General features: G+C 53.5%; 18 protein-coding genes. 17 read left to right on the top strand and 1 reads right to left on the bottom strand.

All coding sequences use genetic code 11. From position 1 onward, the window contains the following. Positions 1-95 precede the first annotated feature (95 nt). The 4 genes from H7F31_RS01810 (at position 96) to H7F31_RS01795 (ending at position 5176) form a co-directional block, all read left to right on the top strand. Positions 96-1040, top strand: coding sequence for an ABC transporter ATP-binding protein (locus H7F31_RS01810; RefSeq protein WP_187102749.1), 945 nt, complete (start codon positions 96-98; stop codon positions 1038-1040). A gap of 30 nt (positions 1041-1070) precedes the next feature. Further along, positions 1071-2246 carry an ABC transporter permease gene (locus tag H7F31_RS01805; protein WP_187102748.1) on the top strand — a complete coding sequence of 392 codons (1176 nt, stop codon included), beginning with the start codon at positions 1071-1073 and terminating at the stop codon, positions 2244-2246. Further along, positions 2247-3407 carry an ABC transporter permease gene (locus tag H7F31_RS01800; protein WP_187102747.1) on the top strand — a complete coding sequence of 387 codons (1161 nt, stop codon included), beginning with the start codon at positions 2247-2249 and terminating at the stop codon, positions 3405-3407. It begins immediately after the preceding gene. Positions 3408-3967: 560 nt separating this feature from the next. Next, positions 3968-5176, top strand: a complete 1209-nt coding sequence (locus tag H7F31_RS01795; protein WP_187100809.1) for an IS4 family transposase — start codon at positions 3968-3970, stop codon at positions 5174-5176. A gap of 461 nt (positions 5177-5637) precedes the next feature. Here H7F31_RS01795 and H7F31_RS01790 read toward each other — a convergent pair whose 3' ends face one another. Beyond that, entirely contained in the window at positions 5638-6504 is an 867-nt protein-coding gene (locus H7F31_RS01790; protein WP_187102746.1) for an AraC family transcriptional regulator, read from the bottom strand. Between the two features lie 218 nt (positions 6505-6722). On the opposite strand from H7F31_RS01790, the gene H7F31_RS34530 reads away from it, so the two are divergent. The 13 genes from H7F31_RS34530 (at position 6723) to H7F31_RS01725 (ending at position 23941) form a co-directional block, all read left to right on the top strand. After that, positions 6723-6791: an AraC family transcriptional regulator gene (locus H7F31_RS34530; RefSeq protein WP_187105171.1), complete on the top strand. Its 69-nt coding sequence runs from the start codon at positions 6723-6725 to the stop codon at positions 6789-6791. A 131-nt stretch (positions 6792-6922) separates the two neighbouring features. Next, a complete protein-coding gene (locus H7F31_RS01780; protein WP_187102745.1) occupies positions 6923-9394 on the top strand; it encodes a fibronectin type III domain-containing protein in 2472 nt (823 codons plus the stop codon). A 124-nt stretch (positions 9395-9518) separates the two neighbouring features. Next, positions 9519-11258, top strand: a complete 1740-nt coding sequence (locus tag H7F31_RS01775) for a sensor histidine kinase (protein WP_187102744.1) — start codon at positions 9519-9521, stop codon at positions 11256-11258. Positions 11259-11268: 10 nt separating this feature from the next. Next, positions 11269-12906 (top strand): response regulator transcription factor, encoded by a 1638-nt coding sequence (locus tag H7F31_RS01770; RefSeq protein ID WP_187102743.1) that lies wholly within the window; start codon positions 11269-11271, stop codon positions 12904-12906. A 93-nt stretch (positions 12907-12999) separates the two neighbouring features. After that, the gene (locus H7F31_RS01765; RefSeq protein ID WP_187102742.1) at positions 13000-14097 is read left to right on the top strand and encodes a glycoside hydrolase family 172 protein; all 1098 of its coding nucleotides are present in this window, start codon (positions 13000-13002) and stop codon (positions 14095-14097) included. Then, positions 14094-14996: an ABC transporter permease gene (locus tag H7F31_RS01760; protein ID WP_187102741.1), complete on the top strand. Its 903-nt coding sequence runs from the start codon at positions 14094-14096 to the stop codon at positions 14994-14996. The genes H7F31_RS01765 and H7F31_RS01760 overlap by 4 nt, the downstream gene beginning before the upstream one ends. A gap of 29 nt (positions 14997-15025) precedes the next feature. After that, a complete protein-coding gene (locus H7F31_RS01755) occupies positions 15026-15925 on the top strand; it encodes a carbohydrate ABC transporter permease (protein WP_187102740.1) in 900 nt (299 codons plus the stop codon). Between the two features lie 33 nt (positions 15926-15958). Further along, complete coding sequence (locus H7F31_RS01750; protein WP_187102739.1) at positions 15959-17677, top strand: extracellular solute-binding protein; 1719 nt, start codon at positions 15959-15961, stop codon at positions 17675-17677. Between the two features lie 105 nt (positions 17678-17782). Continuing rightward, positions 17783-19474 (top strand): ribulokinase, encoded by a 1692-nt coding sequence (locus tag H7F31_RS01745; protein ID WP_187102738.1) that lies wholly within the window; start codon positions 17783-17785, stop codon positions 19472-19474. 166 nt (positions 19475-19640) lie between these two features. Beyond that, the gene (locus H7F31_RS01740; RefSeq protein ID WP_261800271.1) at positions 19641-20408 is read left to right on the top strand and encodes an HNH endonuclease; all 768 of its coding nucleotides are present in this window, start codon (positions 19641-19643) and stop codon (positions 20406-20408) included. Next, positions 20395-20541 carry a hypothetical protein gene (locus H7F31_RS01735; RefSeq protein ID WP_187102736.1) on the top strand — a complete coding sequence of 49 codons (147 nt, stop codon included), beginning with the start codon at positions 20395-20397 and terminating at the stop codon, positions 20539-20541. Before H7F31_RS01740 ends, H7F31_RS01735 begins: the two co-directional genes overlap by 14 nt. After that, positions 20514-22397, top strand: a complete 1884-nt coding sequence (locus tag H7F31_RS01730; RefSeq protein ID WP_187102735.1) for a sensor histidine kinase — start codon at positions 20514-20516, stop codon at positions 22395-22397. The genes H7F31_RS01735 and H7F31_RS01730 overlap by 28 nt, the downstream gene beginning before the upstream one ends. Next, complete coding sequence (locus tag H7F31_RS01725; protein WP_187102734.1) at positions 22397-23941, top strand: response regulator transcription factor; 1545 nt, start codon at positions 22397-22399, stop codon at positions 23939-23941. The genes H7F31_RS01730 and H7F31_RS01725 overlap by 1 nt, the downstream gene beginning before the upstream one ends. Positions 23942-24355 lie beyond the last annotated feature (414 nt).

Below are 24355 nucleotides of genomic sequence, written 5' to 3'. Positions count from 1 at the left end.
TTCTCATGTCAGAAGATGAACTTGCGCACTTCCGCGGGGTTCATCTTTTTTTGTACGATAAGGGCAAGACGAAAGAGTTACGGGAGGGAATGCGGATGAACGTACTGCAACTGGAGGGATTGACGAAGACGTTTGGCGACTTTACGGCGGTCGACGGATTGTCGCTCAGCATTAGGGAGGGCGAAATATTCGGACTCTTGGGCCCCAACGGCGCGGGCAAAAGCACGGCGATCCACATGATCGCGGGTTTGATTCCGGCGAGCAAAGGCGAGATTCGGCTGCTGGATCGCAATATAGCGCGGAACGGCAGGTTCGCGAAGTCGAACATCGGCTTCGTGCCGCAGGAAATTGCCATCTACGAGGATATGACGGCATATGAGAATGTTCATTTTTTTGCCGGATTATATGGATTGAGGGGCGCGGAATTGAAGAGTCGCACGGTAGAGGCTCTCGCGTTCGCGGGGCTCGACGACAAGCACAAGAGCTTCCCGCGGAATTTCTCGGGGGGCATGAAACGGCGGCTGAACATCGCGTGCGCCATCGCCCACCGTCCGAAGCTGATCATGATGGATGAGCCGACGGTCGGCATCGACCCGCAGTCGCGCAGCTACATTCTGAATTCCGTCAGGAAGCTTAACGAGATGGGCTGCACCATTATCTACACGAGCCATTACATGGAGGAAGTCGAAGAGCTTTGCACCCGCATCGCCATTATGGATCATGGCAAGATGATCGCGGAAGGGACGAAGGCGCAGCTCAAGTCGATCATTACCGATCGAAAGACGTTAATGATCGAGCTGAAATCCGCGGAAGGACTGAACGAGGATAAGCTTCGCGGCATCGCCGGAGTGAGGGCCGTGGCCGTAGACGTTGAAGGGAGCGCGGTTCGCGTAGAATCGGACGCCGAGGTGGGCAACCTGAACCGGGTTCTTCAATGCATAATGGAGGGCGGCATGGAGATCCGCTCGGTCGACGAGAGACAGCCGAGTCTGGAGACGGTGTTCCTGACGCTGACCGGCCGCAGCTTGAGGGATGATTAGAATGGCAGGAGAAGAAAGGAGGAGAACCGCGTGAACGTTTGGCGAATTGCGATGAAGGAATTGATGACGTCGAGAGACCCGGCGATGCTGATCTTTATGCTGGCTACGCCCGTTCTGCTCATTCTCATTCTCGGCTCGGTGCTGTCGGGCAACTTCAACGGCAAAGAGGCCGTAGGATCCGTCCGCGTGTTGTACTCGGCAGGCGGGGACGAAGCAGCGAAGGAGCATTGGGAGTCCTGGATCGGAAGATCTATCGACGAGACAGGCGGGCTCGAAGGCACGGAGCGGGGCGACAGTGGGATTATTGTAAAGGGGATCGCCTTCGAAGAAGCAAGAACGGGAGAGCAAGCGGCGATCGACGAGGTGCAAAACGGCGGTTACATCGGCTATGCAACGATTGGCGACGAGGGCATCCGCTATTACGGCAACGACCGGATCGGAGCCGAGAACGCGATCGTCCAGGGCTTGTTATCGGCATACGCGGACCATCGCAAGCTGTCTCTCGTCTTGCCGGAAGCTGCGGGCGCGGCCGAGGGAGCCGCATCATCGGGGGAACATTTCGAGACAAGGATGCTGCAAGCGCCGCCGAAGCCGAACGCCATCGATTATTATTCGGTAGCCGTGACGACGATGATCATCATGTACATCTCCATGACGGCGGGCCTTCTGATCGAGAACGAACGCGTTCGCCATACGGCTAATCGCCTGCTGGTGGCGCCGGTGACGAAGGCGGAGATTTTCGCCGGCAAAATAACGGGGTCGCTCCTGCTCCATATGTTCTTCGTCATCCTTATCGTGCTTCTCAGCAAATATATGTACGGAGCCGATTGGGGAGACAATCCCGTTATGGTGCTGCTGGTGCTGGCTTCGCAAATCGTGTTCGCGATCAGCTTGGGGCTTGGCAGCAGCTATATGCTCGGATCGAAGGCGTCCGGCGCCGTCATCATGACGATCATTCAACTGGCGGCGCTCTTCGGCGGATCGTACTTCCAAAACGTGGATAACGGGGATTTCTTCAGCAAGCTGACGCGATTCTCGCCGCTGGATTGGACCAACGACGGGCTGCTTTCGGTCATTTACGGCGGCGTGGAAAGTCCCATTGGCGGGATGTCCGCGGAATACGCGGCGATCCTTCTAAACATGGGCTTCTCCGTCCTGTTCCTGGCCGCTGCGATTGGGATCATGCGCAGAAAGGAAGGGTTATAGATGAAGGATATGATCTGGTTGTTGCGAAGGACGATACGGTCCATGCTGCGGGGATATAAAAGCTTGCTGGTTTTCCTGATTACGCCGGTCATCGGCATCGTGCTGGCCTTCCTTATCATCGGAGGCAGCGCCAATCCCAGCCCGCTTAACGTGGGAGTCGTGAATCTGGACGCGGGGGAGCCGGTATCGGATGGCATCCTGGCCTATCTGGAAGACATCGAACCTATGGAAATCGTGACGCTTCCGTCCATCGGCGAGGCCGAAGAAGTCGTGCTGTCGGGGGAGCTGGATGTCGCGATTGCAATACCGGAAGGTTACGCGCAGGCTCTGATCGAGGGGAGCGCGGATGCGAAAGCGGAGTTAATGGCTCTGGAAGGTTCGGAAGTCGCTTCTTACGTGGAGCTTATGCTTAATCGGTACGTCGAAAACGTAAGCGCGCTTGCGGCGGCAACGTCCGGGGACGTCGCTGCCTTCGAGGAACGGTATGCCCAACTCGATGCGGTGGCCGAATTCGGACTGCGGAAGGAAACGTCGGAGGATCTCTCCGCGGGTCGGAACATGACGAACCGATCCATTGGTTACCTCGTGATCGTCATGATGTTCTCCGCCGTCAGCTTGTCGACCCATATGATCAAAGAGAGGGAGAACCGGACGTATTACAGGCTGCTGGCCGCCCCCTCTTCCTCGAGAGCTTACGTGGCGTCGAACGTCGCCGCCAATGTCCTGCTTCTCATGCTTCAGGTAGCCATCGTGCTGACGGTCATGACGGCGGGCTTTGGCATCCGGCCCGGGGCCCCCGTCTGGAGCATTGCGCTTGCGCTCGTGCTATTTGCATGGGTGGCGGTGGGATTGTCCTTGGTCATCGTCGCGTTCTCGCGGAACGCCATAAACGCGAACGCGCTGCAGAACCTGCTGATCATCCCCACTTGCTTGATCGCAGGCTGCATGTTCCCGGTGGAGGCCATGCCGACGCCGCTGCGGGCGATTGCCGAGTTTCTGCCGCAGCGATGGCTGCTGGAGGGCATTGACGGGCTACAATCCGGCGCGCCTGCAGCGACGCTGGTTCTGAACGGCCTCACTTTGGCGGCGTTCGCGTTAACCTTCTGCCTCGTCGCGGCCTACAAGTTCGGCCGCAATCGGGATACGAGGACGTTTATTTAAGCATAGCGGTAGCGGCGGAAGGAGGCCGTTTCTCCACATAAACGAGGTCGCTCCACCGCAGTACTTTAGATAGAAGTTTTTCTCATAATTATAGAATAAATAAAATTTTCGAGGTGGGATGTCTCCCGCCTCTTTTTTGATGTGGTAAAAGTATGAAACCCAACATTCTGAAACGCATCTTCTTTGATGAACATGGGCATTGGGGTTTATTCGCAGAAAAGCATAAAGGGAAGTTAAGCCCCGATGTCTTGAAGGAAGTCGAGAAGTTTCGGAATTGAGGAAACATAGCCAATAGGTTTAAGCTGCTGGTTTGCGAAGGATGCCACGACCTGCGGCTTGTTCCGTAAGTCGGCGACATCGATCTAAAGCTCGCTGACTAGCTGCCTTTCAAGATTTAAGTCGGCGGTATCCATTAACGTTGCAGTAAACCTCACATGATTCAAACAGAAGTTACTATATTTGTAATTACCTGCACGTTTTTCATGGACAAAACAGAAAAAGGCTCCTACATTTAGAGACGTAGCACGTTGTCCACGACCTCTAAACAAGGAGTCCAAACCATGGATAACGTAACCCAAAACACTGTCGTTCGTCAACTACTTTCTTTACTGCCTTTGGATGTACAGGATCGTCTACTCTACGCCGATCGCTATGCGAAGAAGCTTACGATTAGCAAAAGCATCTTGGTGTTCGTTCTTGCTCAGTTCAATAATTGGCAGAGTTATGTCGAGATGGAAGAACAAATCTACGCGCACTCCGAATTACGATCCGTTCTCGATCTACCCTGCATTAGCGCTGCACAACTTTCGCGTAAATTGGCCCAGATTCCAACGGAAATGCTGCATGAACTCTTCCTCCATGGCTTGGTTCATATCCAGAAGCTGACGGCAAATCTGAAGGGCATTTCACCTAGCATTGGGCGCCTAGCTCTTATTGACTCATCCAAGGTGAAATTGCCGCTTGTGCTTGGAGACTGGGCCAGAGTTTCGTCTACGTCCAGCGGTGTCAAACTGCACGTACGTCTCTTGACTGCTTCGCCTGATGTCGTTTATCCCGATGCCGTGATCCCATCGACGTTAAACGTCGGAGATCGAGCGGCTACCGTTGAGCTTGTGACCGAGTCCACCGTGACCTATGTCATGGACCGTGGCTACGATAACTACAAAAACATGGATAACTGGATCCGGCGAGGCATTCGTTTCGTCATGCGTATGCGGGATCGTGCCCTGACCACCGTTGTAGAAGAAAGGCAAGTAACGCCAGATGGCTCCATCACCCGAGATGCGATCGTTAGCGTAGGCGGCGATTTCCGCTCCATGAAAGAACGCATTCGACTCGTGGAGTTTTATGATGAGCAGGGGCGTTTCTACCGTCTGCTAACCTCGCGACTAGACATCACGGCCGAAGAAGTCGCTCATATCTACAAATGCAGATGGTTAATCGAGCTTTTTTTCAAATGGATCAAACAACATCTAAGGCTGAAGAAACTGCATAGCTACAAACCACAAGCGATTTGGAACCAGATTTACCTCACGCTGATCACTTTTATGCTTGCACAGTACATGCAGTTACACTTAGAAACGAAGAAAAGCGTTTGGCGCGTCCTCGAGTTGTTCCGTATTCATATGTTTCATCCTTGGATCCAGTTCCTAAACGCTCTATTCCGAGCGCCTACACGAACATCCACAGGAAAGAAAAGGGGTTCATCAAGAGAAGTACCCCCGTTGCGAACGGAATTAGGCATGTTCAAGAAAAGTAAAGTGACATAGAAAAAAGTAATTAACACAATTATTGGGAGAATGTGACTACAACTAGGTAGGGATTGCGTTTTTGGCTCACTCTCTCAAAAAGAGGCTGTAAAATAATTGATCTACTATGAGAAACATCCAATCGCACTGTTGATGTAACGTTTGTTGCAACCCTCATGGGCGGTATCGACCTAAAGCTAGCCGAATGGCTGCTTTTCAAGATTTAAGTCGGCGTCATCGATCTGAGGCAAGCTGACTAGCTGCCTTTCAAGATTTAAGTCGGCGTCATCGATCTAAAGCTAGCTGACTAGCTGCTTTTCAAGATTTAAGTCGGCGTCATCGATCTAAAGCATTCGAAAACCGAAAATCTATTTGGCGATAAAACATTCATGACGCTGCCTACCTGCCTCATGCTTCCGAAGCTGCTTTGCTTTGCAAAGCAGGAGGTCGCTCATCTCTGATAGGCCTCGATAGAGGTTTTCTCACTTGGCCTTCTTCACGATAGGAATCCATACCTCGCAGCGATATTCGTCGGATGTCGTATCGCCGTCTGTATAAGCTTCGATTTCCGGTCCGCCGGCATGTTCATAGCCCGTGGCGGGGAACCACTCCGAGTAGATGCGCCCGAAGAGGTTTTGGATGGCGTCCGGCATGGGGCCGATGGACGTAAAGATCGCCCAAGTCAAGGCTGGAACCGCGCGCGCGACCAGATCGCCCGTTGCCTTGTCCTCGTCAGCCTTCACGGCGATCATATAGTTGAAGTCGCCCGTCTCGGGCTTCATGTCGAGGCAGACGCCAAGACAGAGTTCGCCCGGAGCCAGCTCCTCGAGGGCCCTAACCGTGCCATCCGCGTGGCTGGTTCCCCAGAACTTCGGTATTTCTCTGTTATTCTCGCCATCCACGCAGGATACGGCTAGCGACTTGCCTACGATCGTAAACGATTCCTTGTCTTCGATTCTGTAATCCATGTCTTGGTCTCCCTTCAAGGATAAGTGGAAGGAGAGGCGGGGGAACGCCTTCAACTGAACGCCGGGCAGTCGGGCCTCCGACGGCGTAATGCCGTGTATGCGGCGGAACGCCTTCGCGAACGATTCCGGCGAATCGTAGCCGTACTTGAGGGCCACGTCGAGCACCTTGGCGCTTGATGCAGCCAGCTCCTGAGCGGCAAGCGTAAGCTTCCGCTTCCTGACGTATTCGGCTACCGACATGCCCGTTAGGAAGTGGAACATGCGCTGGAAGTGGAACGTGGACGAATGCGCCTTCTTCGCGATCTCTTCCATATCCAGCTTTTCTTCCATCTTCGTCTCCATGTAATCCAGAGCGTTCATCATGCGAATGAGCGCTTCCACCTGCGCGTCACCTTCCTTCGATTGTTATTTTATCAAGCGGGCTGCCGAAAATCCTGTCATTGCGTGCGCTTCTCGAACAGGTTATCGGAAACTTGCGATACAGAAGAGGGAATGTGCTTAGTATTCGATTCTTCTTCTAAGAAATCCTTTCCGGCTTGAACACGGCCCGGATCGCCTCCAGGTATTCCATTCCTTTTATCGTATCCGGTTCGATATAGCTGAAATACTTCTACAAAGTATTTAAAAAGCAGACGGGTTTGACGCCGAACCAGTACAAGGAACTGTAGCGGTTCAAGTGCCGGCATAATCGAGATATGTCCACCTGCCTTCTAACGTTTGTCTATTATGCCGAACGGCAATGTTCGGTAAAATAGATGGTATTAATGGCGAAAGGTTGTGGATAATGGTGGTTCATCATTTGAAATTGGTTCTTGTCTGCCTGATTTGCGGCTTGGGAATAATCGCGGTACCGAATGCGGGCAACGCGGCGGCACAAGGTGTGGAAGACGCAGACAATCAAGAGGCCTTGTTCAGCTTGCGTCAATTGGTAAGCGATTACAATGGACCGCTCATTCAAGTCAGACGATCCGACGACCATACGACAATGGATATTTACAGCGACGCAGAAGGCGAACTTGAGCTTGAAGCGCTTCTGGAATTTGTGGGACGCGCGAACGGTCATGTTGCCGTCTGGTATGACCAGAGCGGCAATGCAGCCAATGCCGTGCAGGCCATCCCCGCCCGGCAGCCGCTCATCGTGAGCGGAGGCGTGCTGCAGACACTGGACGGCAGGGCGGCTATTTACTTCGATGAGTACAATGAGCTGGCTTTAAGCGGCATCAATGTGCCTGCTCCGCTCTCCATAAATATGGTCGGCAGAACGACGTTCGGCAACGGCAGCCGCTATCTATTCGACCCGAACGGCGCCGAGCTGTATCGCTGGAACGTAGCGCCGGCGGCTAATGAGATGCGGGTCGGGAACGCCGGTCATCTGCTGCAAGCGCCGGGTCTCGATTTCCGGGAAAGCTTTGTGAGTACTGCTATTATAAACGGATCCTCTTCCTCCCTATCCCTGAACGGAACAGTCGTTGCCGGCACGATGGGCAGCAAGGGGCTGACGTCTACGGCTACGCTTGGCAGCAATACGGTTGGCGTCGGGCTTGTCGGCTACTTGCAGGAGGCGCTCATATTCGGCGATGCGTTAAGCTCCGTGGAGCGGTCGGCGATCGAAGCGGATCAGACCGGGCATTATTTGGCGCCTAACAAGGCGAGGAAGCTGAAGGCAACTGTTGCCGGCAATCAAGTCACGCTGAAATGGTCGGCGCCGCTCTCTTCCTACGAGCCGGTCACAGGGTACCGGGTCGAGTACAAACTAGCGTCCTCAAGTGCTTGGCAGCTCCATAGCACAACCTCGGCCAGGACGGCGACCATTTCGGGCATGATGGTAGACCAATGGTATGACTTCCGGATTCGCGCCGTCAACAGCTACGGTACGGGACTGGAATCCGACGTGTTGTCCCGCAAGCTGGGCAATGCCTGGGGCAAAATCGCGGACGACTCCGCTGCCTCCAATGTGCTGGCGTCCACCTTGTATTTCCCGGGCATACCGAACGGCAATTATTTGAGCGCCTATACTGCGTCGCCGCTGGAAACCGAAATGGGCTTTCAGGAAGAAGACATTCGTGTTCAGCTTCGGCGCATGAAGGAGATCGGCATCAATGCGGTGCAAATCAGCTTCTTCGGAGCGGACACGTTAAGCGGCTCCAAATTTCTTCCAATGAATGCTTGGCGCAATCGTACGGATGGACAAATCTTCGAGGATTACGATCGGCTCATTGCTTTAATTGAGGAAGAAGGGCTTTATTTCTACCCGCTGATCGAGACGTCAAGCACCATGTCCTTTTATCTGGACTTTGGCGTCGCCAATCAAAAGCTAGTGGACAGAATCGGCTATTGGGCCGAGCGTTGGGGCGATTCGCCGAGCTGGCTGAAGCTGTACAACGTGGACGGCGAGGCGAAGCAGGTCGTATCCTTCATCGAATCCGTCAAGATGGAGCCGTATGCGTCATCCTTGTTCGATAACAATTTAACAGACATAGCGGAAGCCGTCGCATCGGATTACGATATGGAGATCGGTTTTGCTCTGGATCCGACAAGACTGCCGAAAGAAACGGAAGGCGGTATACTGCCGGGAGCTTATGGGCCGAAACCTGCAGACTTGGCCGGCAATGCGCATGTGCTGCTCATTCATCCTTGGGAGCTGACAGTCGACGGCAGTACCGAAGAGCAGAGAACGCGCTGGGCGACACGGTTTCTCAAGACGTGGAAGGACGCGGGTTATCCGGTTGCTTCGTTCATGATCGCCGGCTATGATTCGACCAATGTGTTCCCATCCAGCGATGTATATGGAAAAACGGCGCAATGGCGGGCCTTGCAGCAGACGCTGGCCGTAACGGAGCTGGGTTCGGCGGGCGTCACGTTCGGCCCATGGAACGGCTGGACAGAGTGGTTCCACATTACCAAATCCAGGGGAAGCGGAGGCGACGCCAATCTGGCATGGGCCAAGGAAAGCATTCGCATCAATCAACAGCGGGCGAGCGCTAAACCCGGCTATGTGGAAAACCTGGCCATATCTGCCGCAAGCTCGAGCCTTACGCTGACATGGCAGGCTCCGATTTCGAACGGAGGAAGCGCCGTAACCGATTACGCGATCGCGTTCAGAGCGAATGGCAGCGGCACATGGACACTCTGGCCCGAAAGCGTGTCGGCAGTTACCGGCGCCTATATTACCGGGCTTGCAGCCAATACGCTGTACGAGGTTGAAGTTAGGGCGATCAACGGCAACGGGGGTAGCGAGGGAGCGACAAGAATTTCATTACGCACATTGTAGTCGACCGGCGGGCAGCATCCGTCATCGAAATACCTTCAGCCTAGCACCCGACAGAGTGATGATTTTACTGCATATGAACGTGTAATGTGTTAGTATACTAGAAAAAAATGCTGGGGATTTTCCAATGCGAAAAATATTTCTTAATATGTCGCTTTCCAATAAAATCGTGGCCATGGTATTTACCATGGTCATGATTCCCGTTTTTCTGATGAGCTGGTTGTTTGTCAAGGAAATGCAACTGTCCATCAGGCACGAGGTCAGCTCGAATTACGTTCATGTCACGGGGCAATATGTCGCCAACTTGAATTACAAGCTTGATATCTACAAAAACCTGCAAGAAACATTATTAGCCAATCAGACGTTTCAGACCGTTATGCAAAATCAGTACCGCTATGATGCCCAAGATATGATTTACATCAGCAATCTCTTTTCTTCCGAAATCAAAAATGTCATCTTTTCCGACTACCCGGAAATCTACAATATTATGTTTTACGCCGAAAATCCCGAATTTCCTAGAGACGGCAGGCATGTCGCAAGTCTCGATGTGATGGAGAACGAATACTGGTTTTCCTCTGTTCCAGAAACCTATATGCTGGAGCCGATTGTTTTTGACTACCGGACGCTTGGATTGAAGAAAAAAATCGTATCGTTCGCAAATCCGATGAAGGACCTGTCCGTAGACACATCCATCAGGACGCTAGCCTGGCTCAAAATCGATGTGGAGGCAGAGCTGTTTTTCGAGGAAAGCCTGGTCAGAAAGCAATCAAACGAATTTCAATTTGCGATACGCGACAGCCGAAACCACATTTTGTACGCATCTAATGAAACGTTTGCGGCCCGTCTCGACAGCGGAGCCGTGTCTGGTCAAGCCATGGTTGAATTTTTGGATTCGGGTGAGGTTCTGGTGCGCGAGAGGATCGAAGCGTTGAACGGCGAGGTTTTGTTTCTGTTTCCCGACTTCGAAATCGAGAAAAAAACCAAGGCTGTGTTCAATAAAGTGATCTTCTTTGTCATTCTCATCCTCATCTTTACGCTGATGATGAGCTACTTGATGTCGCTTATTCTGATGAAGCGGCTGCGGCGTTTTATCAATAAGATGGCCAGAGTTAAAGAAGGAAAGCTGGAAATAGCCGAATATATCGAGGGCAGAGACGAGATCGCCATTATCGACAGCCAATTCAACACGATGGTTCGAAGGTTGGATGAAGTGATCCAGGAAAACTATATTCAGAGCCTGTCCAAAAAGAAGGCGGAGCTGTCGGCGCTGCAAAATCAGATTAATCCGCATTTTCTGTTCAATACGCTCGAATCCATCAATGCGATGGCCACGGTGATGAACGCGCGAGAAATCAGCGCGGTTACGGAAAGTCTCGGCGACATGCTGCGCTACAGCATCAACATAAGCGACTCTCTGGTTCCGCTTCGCGAAGAGCTGAATAATATCGTCCATTATGTCAAGATTCAGAATGTTCGCTTCGACGATCGTTTTCTGCTTTCCATCCAGGTGGAAGAACAACTCCAAAGCGCCAAGGTACTGAAGCTGCTTTTGCAGCCGATTATTGAAAATGCGATACTGCATGCCTTTCGCGGAAGCAGAAGCGTCGGCCATATGGAAGTGACGGCGGAGCAGCGGGACGGGCAGCTGTGGCTGATTGTGACGGACGACGGCGCGGGCATGTCCCGCGAAGAGGTGCGGCAACTGAATGATACGCTTCTCTCCGGGGAGCGTCACGGTCACAGTATCGGATTGCAGAATGTGCATTCGAGGGTCAATCTGACCTTCGGTCAGTCGTACGGATTACGGATCGAAAGCGATCCGGGTATCGGGACCAAAGTTGCGATCGTTGTACCATATGTGAAATAGGAGCGGAGCAATGATGTACAAGGTGCTTGTCGTGGATGACGAGAAGTGGGTTCGCAAAGGAATCGTGTTTAAATTGCAGCAATTGAATATGCCGTACGAATGGATTCGGGAGGCTGACGATGGCAGGGCCGCACTGGAGATGATAGATGCGGATTGTCCCGATATTATCATTACCGATGTCAAAATGGACGATATGGACGGCATTTCATTGATTCGGGCGGTCAGAGAGACGGGGCTCGACTTGCGCTTTATGATCATTAGCGGCCATGCGGAATTTGAATATGCCGAGCAGGCGCTCAATATGGGCGTTATGGGGTACTTGCTGAAGCCGATCAAGGAAGAACAGTTCCGGGCGGTGTTCTTCAAGCTTTGCGAGGATGTGAGGAGCAGCCGGGAGCGGCAGCAGTCGGAGGCCAGACACGACATTCAAATAAAGAAGACGAGACAACTGGTCGAGGAGAAAATGTTGAATCACGTCTTGTCCCAAAGCAGGGCGCGGCATGAGGAGACGTTTCCCAAAGGGCTGCTCGAGGAGTGGGGGTATGCCGACGCGCAGTTGCCGGAGCATCTACGTCAGTTTGACCGTGCCGATATGAAATACACGCTGGTTATCGTCCATATTGATCGTTCCAACTACAATAGCGAACGGTTCCATTACGACGATCTGGGTTTGATCAAATTTGCGATTAAAAACATCGCCGAAAATTTGCTGTCCGACCGCCCTTTTCTAATCGGCAACAATTTGCAGGATTTGAACCAGGTGCATATATTGCTGCAAGTTGACCCGTCGGATGAAAGCGGTCTAAATACCGATCCTTTTATTTTTCGGTTGTTTACAACCGTAACCAAGCTGTTGAAAATAACGGTAACGATAGGGGTCAGCTCTCCGCTGGACCGGGTTTCGGAAGAACTGTACAAGCAGGCGCGAGCGGCATTGGATTTGCGTTTGATCAAAGGCAACCATAACGTGTTTTATGCCAAGGACGCCTTCGTATCTTCGAGAATGGAGATTCCGGTGGAGCAGCTCAGTCTGCTCGGCAAAGCGATTGAGCTGTCCGATTTTCGCAATGTAGAAGTTATCTTGTCGGAGCTGCTTGCGAACAAAAAGCTGAAAGATGCGTCGTTGCTGGATTTTCGACTCGTTTATATGGAGATTATACGGACGCTGATGCGGATAAGCTCACAACAGCAGCTGGATTTGCCAGATTCCCTTGATTTTGATTTTTTAAATATGGATGTGGCAAGACACTTTGATCGGACCGAGGATTTGGTGCAATATTTGTTGACGACGATCGCCACGCTTGTCAGGCCGGGCCATTCGTTGCCGATGGATTGCAGCGCCATTATTCACAACGTCAGGAGCTATATGGGGGCTAATTATGCCGAAAACCTGACAGTGAAGGAGCTGTCCCGCAAGTTTGCCATTAATCCAAATTATTTATCCACCTTGTTCAAAGCGGAGACGGGAGAAACTTTCGTGAAAGAGTTGACGCGTATACGAATGGAGAAGGCGCAGCAATTGCTGCGCCTTACCGGAATGCCGGTATCGCAAATCGCAACGAGCATAGGCTATGACGACGTGCAGTACTTTTACCGAAAATTCAAACAAAGCTTCGGCATCACGCCGCTGGAATACCGCAACAATTGAGTTTCGTCCAATCCACAACAAAGATTCCTCCATTATGCGCCGGGCCGGCAAACATTATGATAGATACATCAGAAGACAGAAGGAGCGATGTAAATGTTTAACGGCCTGGAAACGCATCCGAACAACTTATGGAAATTGTCCGACGCGAGGTCGCGATCGATTTCACCGGAGAACCCGACAGGAGAGGTTGCCGGCGGAGCCAAAGCCGAGGCTGATCCCAAGGGACCCGCTCGCGAGCTTGGGCTGGGCTGGAAATGCAGGCCTTGTATATGGGTGAAGCCGGGCGAAACGCTGGTTCTGGCGGATATTCAGGATCAGGGCGCCATTCAGAGCATGTGGTGCGCCGGGACGATCGGGCGGGACTTTGTGCTGCGCATTTATTGGGATGACAACGAGCAGCCTTCCGTGGAATGCCCGCTGTCGGACTTTTTTGCAACACCGTTCGCCTTCATGGACCCGGCAGTCCCGACCAAGGGGCCATTCGCGCAAATCAGCTCGATGATGGTTGCGGTCAATCCGAATCGGGGCATGAATTGTTTCTGGGAAATGCCTTTCCGCAAGCGTTGCTACATGACGCTGGAAAATATTCATCCTTCCCGGGATCAGGTTATCTACTACCAGATCAACTATGCGCTGACCGATGTGCCGGACGATGCCGCGTATTTCCACGCCCAGTTCAGACGGCAAAATCCGCTGCCTTACGGAGAGGTATACACGATCGTGGACGGCATTGAAGGACAGGGGCATTACGTCGGTACCGTTATGGGCTGGGGCATCAACAACAACGGATGGTGGGGCGAAGGGGAAATCAAGTTTTATATGGACGGAGACGATGCCTTTCCCACGATTTGTGGAACGGGAACGGAAGATTATTTCGGAGGCGCATTCAATTGGGATGTCGACGGTCAATACCGGACGTATACGACGCCTTATATGGGCATGCATCAAGTGCTTGCTCCGGACGGACTCTATCAATCGCAGCACCGGCACGCCATGTATCGCTGGCATGTTGTAGACCCGATCCGCTTCCGGAACGATCTGAAGGTGACCATACAGGCGCTCGGCTGGCGGGATGAAGGTCGCTTCTATCCGGGAACGCATGATATCAGCTCTGTCGCCTTCTGGTACCAGGCCCAGCCGGCCAAGCAATTTCCGCCTTACCCGTCGCGTAACGAGGTTGAGATTGTATGAGATTGAAGCAATTGTGGAAATACAAATATTTGTATCTGTTTTTATTTCCCGCAATCATTTATTACTTTATTTTTGCCTATATTCCGATGTACGGCATTACGCTCGGGTTCAAGGAATTCCAATTCAATAAGTCGATATGGGAGATGCCTTGGGCGGGCATGCAATACTTTGACCAATTCGTCAACTATTACAAATTTTGGGATTTGATTCGCAACACGCTGTTTATCAGTTTCCTGAAGCTGCTGTTCGGTTTTCCCGCCGCGCTCGGGCTGGCACTGCTTCTGAATGAAATTCGAAGCCGTTGGTTCAAGCGGATGATCCAGACGGTATCCTATTTGCCTTTCTTCGTGTCCTGGGTCGTGGTCATGACGCTTTTTTCGAAAATATTGTCGCCGAACGCCGGCCCTATCAATGAGCTGAAAACAAAATGGTTTGGCGGAGATCCCATTTTCTTTATCGGAGATCCGTCATGGTTTCACTCGATTGTGGTATTGTCGGACGTATGGAAACACGTAGGGTGGAACACGATCATATTTCTGGCTGCCATATCGGCAATCAATCCCGAGCTTTATGAGGCTGCCAGCATGGATGGCGCCAGACGGTTCCAGCGTATGTGGTATATCACGTTGCCAAGTATTCGGCCGATTATCGGCATCATGCTGATCTTGTCCATGGGAGGGCTGATGAGCGCGGGCTACGAGCAAATCTATCTGATGCGGCAGCCAAGCAATCTGGCGGTATCCGAAATTCTGGATACGTACATTATCCATATGGGCTTGCGGCAGGGCTATTATAGCCTGGCTACGGTTGCCGGCATGTTTCAGGGAGTCGTTTCCCTCGTCATTATATTTGCGGCCAACTCGATTTCCAGGCGCGCGTCGGGAGTTTCCCTATGGTAAGCGCCCAAGGAAAGGAGGAGGATCGTTAATTGGTCTACAAAGAAACGCTCGGCGAAAAGTGGTTTACGATAAGCAACTACCTGTTTCTTATTTTGTTCGGATGCAGTACCGTCTATTTGTTTTTTTACATTCTCGTTCTTTCTTTCAACGACGGCGTAGACGCGCTCAAGGGCGGCATCTATTTCTGGCCGAGAGAATTTACGCTGGCCAACTACCAGACCGCATTCGGCAATCCGAATATTATGAGCGCCTTCCGCCTTTCGGTGCTTCGCGCAGGCGTGGGAACGTTTCTGTCGGTTTTGCTGACGTCCATGGCGGCGTACGCGCTGCTTAGAAAAGATTTGCCCGGCAGAAAATATATTATTTTCTATTGTTTCTTTACGACGTTGTTCAGCGGCGGCATCATACCGCTCTATATGCTGTACAAGGAAATCGGACTTATCAACTCGATCTGGATTTACATCATTCCGGGTATGTACAGCTTTTTCAATATCATTATTATTCGAACGTACTTCGAGAACATTCCGCACAGTTTGTCGGAATCGGCACGAATGGACGGCGCAGGCGACCTGCGCATTTTCTTCCAGATCTACTTGCCGCTCTCCAAGCCCGTACTGGCTACGATCGCCTTGTTCGTAGCGGTCGCGCATTGGAACGACTGGGTGACGGGGGCGTTCTTCGTGAACAATCCCGACTTGATACCTGCGGCAACGCTGCTGCAGAAGGTGCTTGCCGAAACTTCGTTCGAGGCCAATGCGATGCAGCAAAGCATGAATTCGGATTTGATGGCCAAAGCGGTCTCGAATACGACGCCCGAAGCGCTCCGAATGGCTTTTGTCATCATCGTGACGATTCCGGTTCTATGTGTCTACCCGTTTCTGCAGAAGTACTTTGTGCAGGGCGTTATGATCGGTTCAATCAAAGAATAAGGGAGACATTCATCCCTTCAGGAGGTACGGTCCATGAAAAGTTGGTTGAAAAAAAGCTTCTCGCTTGGCCTTGCGATGTTGATTTGCTCGGTTGCCATATTAGGCTGCACGAACACAAACAACGGCAAAAACAATGACCCCTCGGCGTCTGCTTCCCCCGGCGCGGGTTCGCAAAACAACGCAAGCGGAGAGGGGAAACCGGAGGAAGTGACGCTGAAGCTGCTGGTGGCCTGGCAAGGGTTGTCCTTCCTCGCGCCGTCCGATCTTGCGAACAATCCGGTGGCTCAGATTATTAAAGAAAAAACGGGCGTTACACTCGATGTCGAGTGGATTACGATTCCCGAAATCGAACGGCTCAACTTGCTGTTCGCCACGAACAACATGCCGGACATGGTCATGGCTCCTTATTGGGGCGGCCAGGATGTCCATACGGTCGCGATCAAAAAAGCGGCGCGCGAAGGTCTTATTATGCCGTTGAACGACCTGATTGAGAAGCACGGTTCCAATATGAAGGATGCTTTCAATGTTGGAGTCGCTTCCGATTTCAGGGAAAACGATCTGGAAGACGCATCGTTCAACGGGGAGCGTTATTTGCTGCCGATGCACACGCCGCTAAGCCCCGAAGATACGACGCAATGGGCGTACAATGTATTCGTCAGAAAAGATATTCTCGAGGCGCTCGACGTGAAGCCTTCCGATATTCGCCATTCCGAGGATCTGTATCCGTTGCTTAAGCAAATTAAGGACGGCAATTTTACCGATACGGCAGGACGACCCGTTATACCGTCCGGAGCATGGCAGAACGGCTGGAACTACGGTTCGATGCTGAACTCCTTTACGGAGAACAACTTTACGGCATTCACCAAGATTGATGAGCAATATCGTCTTGGCATTTTCTCGGAATTGACCGACAAACGAGTGTTATTCATGCGGAAACTTGTGACAGAGGGACTGTTTGATCCCGAGGCGTTCCGCCAGAACGACACGGTCGCGAAGGAAAAGATGGCGACAGGCCGCGTAGCGGTGGTGAGCGCTCATTATCCGCATATGAATACCGTGCTGAGTCAGTCGCTATACGTGGACCATCCGGAGATGGAATATGTGCCGGTAGGGCCGATTGCGGATGCCAACGGCGAGAATACGATGGTCGAATCCAAAGTTCTGAAGGGACAATCCGGCGTGCCCGGGATGTTCATTGGAGCTGATTCGAAAAATGCGGAAGCGGCCATGCGTTATCTGAACTTTATTAACAGCGAAGAAGGCAAACTTCTGGTGTATCTTGGCGTTGAAGGAGAGCACTGGACGAAGGATGCCGCAGGTCAGCCGAAACATACGGAGAAATTTTTGGAGAGCGCGAAGAGCGATCCGAGTTATGCCGTCAACCAAGGAATTGGCAGCGTTTATACGCTCGGCGTATACGGATTGCCGAACCGGATGTTCCAGGCGGCCGGCGATGCGGCTCAAGTTGACGAGCTGTACGAGACATCGAAAGAGGTTTACGGGCTGACGGTTGTGGACGGCTACCGTTTGAGTTATTTCAATAACGAATATCCGGAATTCGACAAAATTCAAACGTTGCTAGACAGCAATACGCAACGCGATGTCATCGAAAGCGCCTATTTCGCCGCAAGTGACGAGAAAGCGCTCCAAATCTTGAATGATTACCGCAGTCAATTGATCAAGGGCGGCGTTCAGGACTACGAAACATTCATGAACGAGAAAGCGAAAACCAGAGACGATATCATTCACTAAGTTCAGGACGAGCCCCTAATCGTAGACGTCGGATATGCACTGCGGGTGCGTAGCTGGCAAATGCGATTAGGGGCTTCAATATTTTTATAAGAAGGGGAAGATAGAATGGGCAACAAGTATGCAATCGGCGTCGACTACGGCACGCAGTCGGGCAGGGCGGTACTGGTGGATTTGGCGGACGGGGCGGAGATCGGGGAGCATGTGACGCCATATCGACATCATGTCATCGACGAGGCACTGCCGGCAAGCGGCATCATGCTGGAGCATGACTGGGCGCTGCAGCATCCGCTGGATTATATCGAGGTGCTGGAGACATCGGTTCCGGCGGTTATGGAGGAATCGGGGGTTGATCCCGCCGATGTGATCGGGCTTGGCATCGACTTCACGGCATGCACCATGCTGCCGATCGATGCGGCGGGGCAGCCGCTGTGCCTGCAAGAGGCGCACAAGGACAATCCGCATAGCTGGGTGAAGCTGTGGAAGCATCATGCGGCGCAGGACGAGGCGAATCGGATCAATGAGGTCGCTGCGGCGCGGGGCGAGAAGTGGCTGGCGCGTTACGGCGACAAAATTTCATCCGAATGGATGCTCGCCAAGGTCTGGCAGATTCTGAACGAAGCGCCGGAAATTTATGAAAAAGCAGATCAATTCTTGGAAGCGGCGGATTGGGTCGTTGGCCAAATGACGGGCAACTTTGCCCGCAATAGCTGCGCGGCGGGCTACAAGGCAATCTGGCACAAGGCGGAAGGTTATCCGAACCGCGAATTTCTCGCAGCGCTTGATCCGCGCCTGGCGGAGCTGACGGAGACGAAGCTGCGCGGCAAGGTGGAGCCGCTCGGCACGAAAGCCGGCGAGCTGACGCCGGCTTTCGCGGCGCGTATGGGGCTTGCGGCGGGAACGGCGATTGCGGTCGGCAATGTAGACGCGCATGCCGGCGTGCCGGGCGTCGGCGTCGTAACTTCGGGCAAGCTTGTCATGGCAATGGGCACCTCGCTATGCCATATGCTGCTCGGAACGGAGGAGAAGGAAGTCGAAGGGATGTGCGGCGTGGTGGAGGACGGCATTATTCCCGGTTACTACGGCTATGAGGCCGGTCAATCGGCGGTTGGCGATATTTTCGAATGGTATGTGGAGGAGGCGGCTCCGGCTTATGTGTTTAAGGAAGCGGAAGCGGCTGGCGAACATGTACATGAGTACCTGACCCGCAAGGCGGAGGAGCTTACGCCGGGACAATCCGGCTTGCTGGCGCTCGATTGGTGGAACGGCAATCGCTCCGTACTCGTCGATACCGACCTGACGGGCGTGCTGCTCGGGATGACGCTGCAGACGAAGCCGTGGGAAATTTACCGCGCGTTGCTGGAAGCGACGGCGTTCGGCACGCGCAAAATTGTGGAGGCGTTCCATGCGAGCGGAGTCGAGGTGAACGAGCTGTACGCCTGCGGAGGGCTGCCGCAGAAGAACCGTCTGCTGATGCAGATATACGCCGATGTGACGAACCGCGAGATCAAGATCGCGGCATCAAAGCAGACGCCGGCCTTAGGAGCGGCAATGTTCGGCGCGGTGGCTGCAGGCGCGGAGAAGGGCGGCTACGACAGCATTGTCGACGCGGCGGCGGCGATGGCGCGCGTGCGCGAGGAAACGTTCAAGCCGATCCCGGAGAGCGTTGCGCTTTACGACAAGCTGTACGAGGAATACAACCGCCTTCATGACTACTTCGGACGCGGCGACAATGATGTTATGAAACGGTTGAAAGCGGTGAGAGAATCGGTCGGAGGAAACCGTACGTATGTACAATAAATGTGAAATCCGAATCCATAACTCGCAACGATAGATGTCGGAGGGCGTATCGCCGTCCGCAGGCAGGTCCTCAGAGCTTCGGTATTTCTCTGAGGTTCCCGCAAATCCTCCAATCCCTTGCCTCCCGAACATGCAGGAAACGGCCCCCATATGCTATACTCTTCGTATGACTACCGAACATTCCGAACCCAACCAACATCCACATACAGGCACGAAGTTGTGCGCGCAATGCGGCGAGATGAAGCCGCTTAACGAGTTTTTGCGCCGCACGGGGCGACGCGCGGGCGGACAAGGCCGGCGCGGCACTTGCCGGGATTGCCGCCGCGGGCGGCAGTCTGTCGAATCGCTCCCTGCCAAAGGAGCGGTCCGGCATCCGCAGCATGCGCCGAAAGCGGAAGCGGCCCAGCCTTCTGCCGGCCAAGGCTCTCAAGCGGCTTCCTCGAGCGACCCCGCCACGAGCAAGCAGCGAGGACGCGGGCATAAGAGGCGGCCCGCCGCCCAGCCCAGATTGCTGGCGGAGCCGCCGAAGCGCGGCACGCATGATCCCGCGGACGCCTCCTACCTGCGAACGACCGCCAGCGGCTTCATCCGCATGCGCGGCAAGACGGATAACGGCCGCCGCTGGTATCAGGAGGTCGAATTGGAGCTGGCGCAAATTCTGGTGCGGGAAGGCGCGGCCGTCGTCGTTAATCGTTCGACGATCAGGCGTCTCTACAGCAATAAGGAATTCCGCAAGCTGATCCTGACACGAGACAACTATACGTGCCGCTTCTGCGGCCAATACGGCGATACGATCGATCACGAGCTGCCGCGCGCGAAGGGCGGACACACGACGCCGTCCAACTGCATCTGCGCGTGTTACGAATGCAATCAGCGCAAGGCGAACAGGGACGTTGACGAATTCAGAAGCTCGCTGGAGGATGAATTCGTATAAGGGCGTCGTGCTGCAGTTGTGCGCGTCAATCGGCAAGCGGGCGTCATGGGAGTTGCGTGGCGCCCTGTTTGCCAATGGCTTGAAGCGACGAAACGGAGGATGGCTATGGAGAATTGGCTGGGACGCTCGCTAAAGCACAAGCTGTCGTTATTGATTATTATTTCGGTGCTGGTCCCGGTGCTGTCTCTCGGGTTGTTCTCCTACAATATAGCCGCGGGGCTGACGGAGGAGAAGGCGCAGAGCTCGGGGATGAACACGCTTCGCCAGATCGGCGCCTATCTGGAGAACATGGTCACCGACGTCGAGAACCAATCCTTATTCCTCATCGGCCATCCTGACGTACAGAACTACTTAAGGACACCGGAGCAGGATCTCTTTAAGCAGACCTCCATCATCGGTTTGTTGACTACGTTGTCCATTTCGAAGCCGTATATCGCGAACGTCATTATCGAACCTGACGCGGACAAGCCGCCCGTCTCGTTTAAGTCGGTGGTGGGCTCCGAATTCAAGGATATTACGGAAAGCATTCCGAACTATTACGCGACGCATCCCAAGTGGTGGTCGGCGGTTCATCTTCAGGTAACCTCCGATAGCAGCAATGAAGTTATTACGATGTCTCGTCCCATTCGCAGCACGCAAAGATATTTCGACCTCGGCATGCTCAAGATCAGCTTGCTGCAATCCGTCATTTCCACTCATCTCAAGCAGGCCGGTCTGGAGGGCGGCGGTATCGTGCTGCTGCTCGACGGCAACAATCGAATTCTGGCTGGTCCGGACGGGTATTCCACGGAGCTTGGATTGGAAGACTATTATCCCGGGATCAGCCCGTTCCATGATCTGTCGGGTTCTTTCTACTATGGCGAGAATGCGGACCGCAAGTCTGTGTTGCATCATTCTATGGAAGCAGTGGAGTGGAAGCTTGTCGGAATTACGCCCGTGCAGTCGTACAAGGCCGAGAATCGCTACTTCCTGACGCTTACCGCCATAGCCGTCAGCGTCGCGATGGTCTTCGTCATTGCCTTCGTCTTATTCCTTATTCAAAAGGTGACGAACCCGCTGTCGCAGCTCACGCGGTTTTTAAAGCATGCAAGCCCGGACGAGCCGCTGCCGACGCTGCCGGTCGAGACGGTCGACGAGGTCGGACAGCTCATTATTACGTACAATCGGATGAGCTCGAAAATCGTAAATCTGACCGATGAGGTAAAGCGGAACGAAGCGCTTAAGAAGGAAGCGGACATGTCCGCGCTGCAGGCGCAGATCAACCCGCATTTCCTGTACAATACCTTATCGTCCGTGCATTGGATGGCCCTGATGAAAGGCGAATCCAAGATCGCCGACATGGTAGGCTCGCTTAGCGACTTCTTGCGCTTTAGTCTAAACAAAGGGCAGGAATATTGCGCGATCAGCCAGGAAATTCTGCACATCGATCATTATGTGAATATTCAGAGCATCCGCTACCCCGACAAGTTCGATTACGAAGCCGACATTCCGTCGGAACTGCTGGATCGCCGAATGCTCAAGCTGCTGCTTCAGCCGCTGATCGAGAACGCGATGCTGCACGGTATTCTCACGAGAGAGGGCAAGGGCCGCATTGGGGTCAAAGCGTGGGAGAATGGCGAGATCATTACGTTTTCCGTCACGGATAACGGTGTTGGCATGAGCCCCGGGAAGTTGGAGGAGCTGAGGGAGAGAATCGATCATCGGGCCGCCGTGCATTCTCCGGATGGGTCGATGGAGAACGCCCCTGCCTCGACGGGCAGCAGTTACGGCCTTCGCAACGTCCATAACCGGCTGCTGCTGCATTATGGGCCTGAGTCAGGCTTGATTTTGGAGAGTCAAGAAGGCGTGGGCACGAAGGTGACGTTCTCGATCAAGCCATCGTATGTTGCGCGAGAGCAGGAGCGCGAGCTGGAGCGGGAGAGGCAACTGGAGGCCGGTGAATCGGCAGCGCCGTTAACAGGGCAATCCGAGGGAAAGGGGGAGCGTTAATGAAGCTGCTTATCGTGGACGACGAGGTTATTATACGAACGGGACTAAGCACCGTCATCCAATGGGAGGAGAACGGTATTACATTGCTGACGCCTGCCGCATCCGCCGAGGAAGCGCTGATGCGCATTCCGCTGGAGAAGCCGGATATCGTGCTGACCGATATACGAATGACGGGCATGACGGGACTGGAGATGTCTAATGCCATTAAGCGCGATTATCCGTGGATCGAGATTGTCGTCCTGTCCGGCCACGACGATTTTTCCTATGCCCAGCAAGCGATCCGGAACGGGATCGGTGATTATTTGCTGAAGACAAGCCGTCCGGGAGATATTATGTCCGCGGTTATGAAAGCCCGGGGCAAGATCGTCAGCAGCAGGGCTGCCGTACAGGAAGGGCAAGCCCATCAGACGGCGTTTCGCTGGAAGCTGCTGGACGGGCTGCTCCGGGGAGGGCATACGCCGGAGGAAGCGGAGATCGATGAAGTATTGTCCCATTATCCGGAGCTGCGGCTGGGATCGGATTGGGAGACGCTGGAGCTCTGGATGATAAGCCCGGGAGAATCGCTGCATATGAAAGAACAGCTTAAGCAACCGCTGCGCTTGATCGGAGACAAGCTCAGGGATTCGCTAAACTGCGCCATTTTGGACTGGAACAACGGCTGGCTGATCTTCTTCCGATCAGGGCAGCCGGCAGCGGGAAGAACGGTGCGCGCGGCGATTGACGCTGTTGGGCGGACAGCCGACGCGCCCGTCTTTGCGGTCATCGGCAAACGAGCCGCGGGTCTCGTGGAGCTGCGCGAGTCGCTCAGAACCGCAGAGCAGACTGTGGCGTATCGCTGGCTGGCCGGCGGAAGCGGCGTGCTGGACTACGAGGAAATCAAGGATCGCAAGGGGATGCGCGCCGTCTGTTCCCAGGAGGAAGAAGCGGCGCTTATCGCGGTGCTGCGCGGCGGCAACGAGGAAGCTTTGCGGACCTGGATTCGGGAGATGCTTGCGGCCATTTTGCGAGACCCCGAAGCGACCCCGGGCACGATGACATCGTATTTGCATTCCTTGCTCGTCGCAGGCGTGCGCTGGCTGGAGCGCGCGGCGGAATCCGTCGGCCGGCCGACGCCGTCCATATCCAGCATGGAAGACACGAATGAGAAGAGGCTTGCGGAATGCCCCGAAGAGTCGATGATTCGGGTGCTGACAGAGGTCCTCGCGGAATACAAGCGTCTAAACGGCGGGCGAAGCGATGCGATCGAGCGGACGCTCGCGTACATCCGGGAGCATCTGGACCAGAGCTTGACGCTTGCCCAGGTCGCGGCGAACATTCATATGAATCCCAATTATTTCAGCAAGCTCTTTAAGCAGGAGACCGGCAAAACGTATATCGAATACTTGACGGAGGCCCGTATGGAATGGGCCGCGAAGCTGCTCCGGGAAACGCCCGCGAAGGTTAGCGAAATCGCAAAGCGGGTAGGCTATGAGGATATGAAGCACTTTAATCACCTGTTCAAACGGCATACCGGCGTAACGCCTTCGCAGTTTCGTCAAGGGTGAACGAACGAGTGATCAGGTTACGGGGCATTGAAGCGGATAGGGAGCAGCGAATTGGCAAGAAATATAAAAAATGTCTTGTACCCATGCATCTAATCGATCAGGCGAAACGATTTTCGTCTGGATGTTAGATGTTTTTTTGCGTAATAATACTTCAGTATAAGAAAAAATAAGATGATTGCGTTTACTTGTGTGTAAGGTTTTTGCTCATCCATAATAAGGATCTTTCATGCGAGGGAATAGGTCGAAAGGGGACAACGGATAAGGTGGACTCTGAGCGTTCGATAGTCTAAAGGTTGATTATTCAGCATTGGAAGCGATGCCATATATTTGGGGCAAGGTGAATTTTCACCCTATTGGGACTGAAGATTCCCCCCTACGCCGATGAGGATTTGCCCACTATACTTAGATTACATT

This window comes from Paenibacillus sp. PAMC21692 (assembly GCF_014303795.1).
GTDB lineage: Bacteria > Bacillota > Bacilli > Paenibacillales > Paenibacillaceae > Pristimantibacillus > Pristimantibacillus agaridevorans.
The sequence above is the reverse complement of the archived record's forward strand: the minus strand, read 5'-3'. Positions and strand labels throughout refer to the sequence as shown.

What these genes read in the sequence shown, in the direction of transcription:
- H7F31_RS01810 (WP_187102749.1), top strand. Translation starts at nt 96, where the DNA reads ATGAACGTACTGCAACTGGAGGGATTGACGAAGACGTTTGGCGACTTT.
- H7F31_RS01800 (WP_187102747.1), top strand. Translation starts at nt 2,247, where the DNA reads ATGAAGGATATGATCTGGTTGTTGCGAAGGACGATACGGTCCATGCTG.
- H7F31_RS01795 (WP_187100809.1), top strand. Translation starts at nt 3,968, where the DNA reads ATGGATAACGTAACCCAAAACACTGTCGTTCGTCAACTACTTTCTTTA.
- H7F31_RS01775 (WP_187102744.1), top strand. Translation starts at nt 9,519, where the DNA reads ATGCGAAAAATATTTCTTAATATGTCGCTTTCCAATAAAATCGTGGCC.
- H7F31_RS01770 (WP_187102743.1), top strand. Translation starts at nt 11,269, where the DNA reads ATGATGTACAAGGTGCTTGTCGTGGATGACGAGAAGTGGGTTCGCAAA.
- H7F31_RS01765 (WP_187102742.1), top strand. Translation starts at nt 13,000, where the DNA reads ATGTTTAACGGCCTGGAAACGCATCCGAACAACTTATGGAAATTGTCC.
- H7F31_RS01760 (WP_187102741.1), top strand. Translation starts at nt 14,094, where the DNA reads ATGAGATTGAAGCAATTGTGGAAATACAAATATTTGTATCTGTTTTTA.
- H7F31_RS01750 (WP_187102739.1), top strand. Translation starts at nt 15,959, where the DNA reads ATGAAAAGTTGGTTGAAAAAAAGCTTCTCGCTTGGCCTTGCGATGTTG.
- H7F31_RS01745 (WP_187102738.1), top strand. Translation starts at nt 17,783, where the DNA reads ATGGGCAACAAGTATGCAATCGGCGTCGACTACGGCACGCAGTCGGGC.
- H7F31_RS01740 (WP_261800271.1), top strand. Translation starts at nt 19,641, where the DNA reads ATGACTACCGAACATTCCGAACCCAACCAACATCCACATACAGGCACG.
- H7F31_RS01735 (WP_187102736.1), top strand. Translation starts at nt 20,395, where the DNA reads ATGAATTCGTATAAGGGCGTCGTGCTGCAGTTGTGCGCGTCAATCGGC.
- H7F31_RS01730 (WP_187102735.1), top strand. Translation starts at nt 20,514, where the DNA reads ATGGAGAATTGGCTGGGACGCTCGCTAAAGCACAAGCTGTCGTTATTG.
- H7F31_RS01725 (WP_187102734.1), top strand. Translation starts at nt 22,397, where the DNA reads ATGAAGCTGCTTATCGTGGACGACGAGGTTATTATACGAACGGGACTA.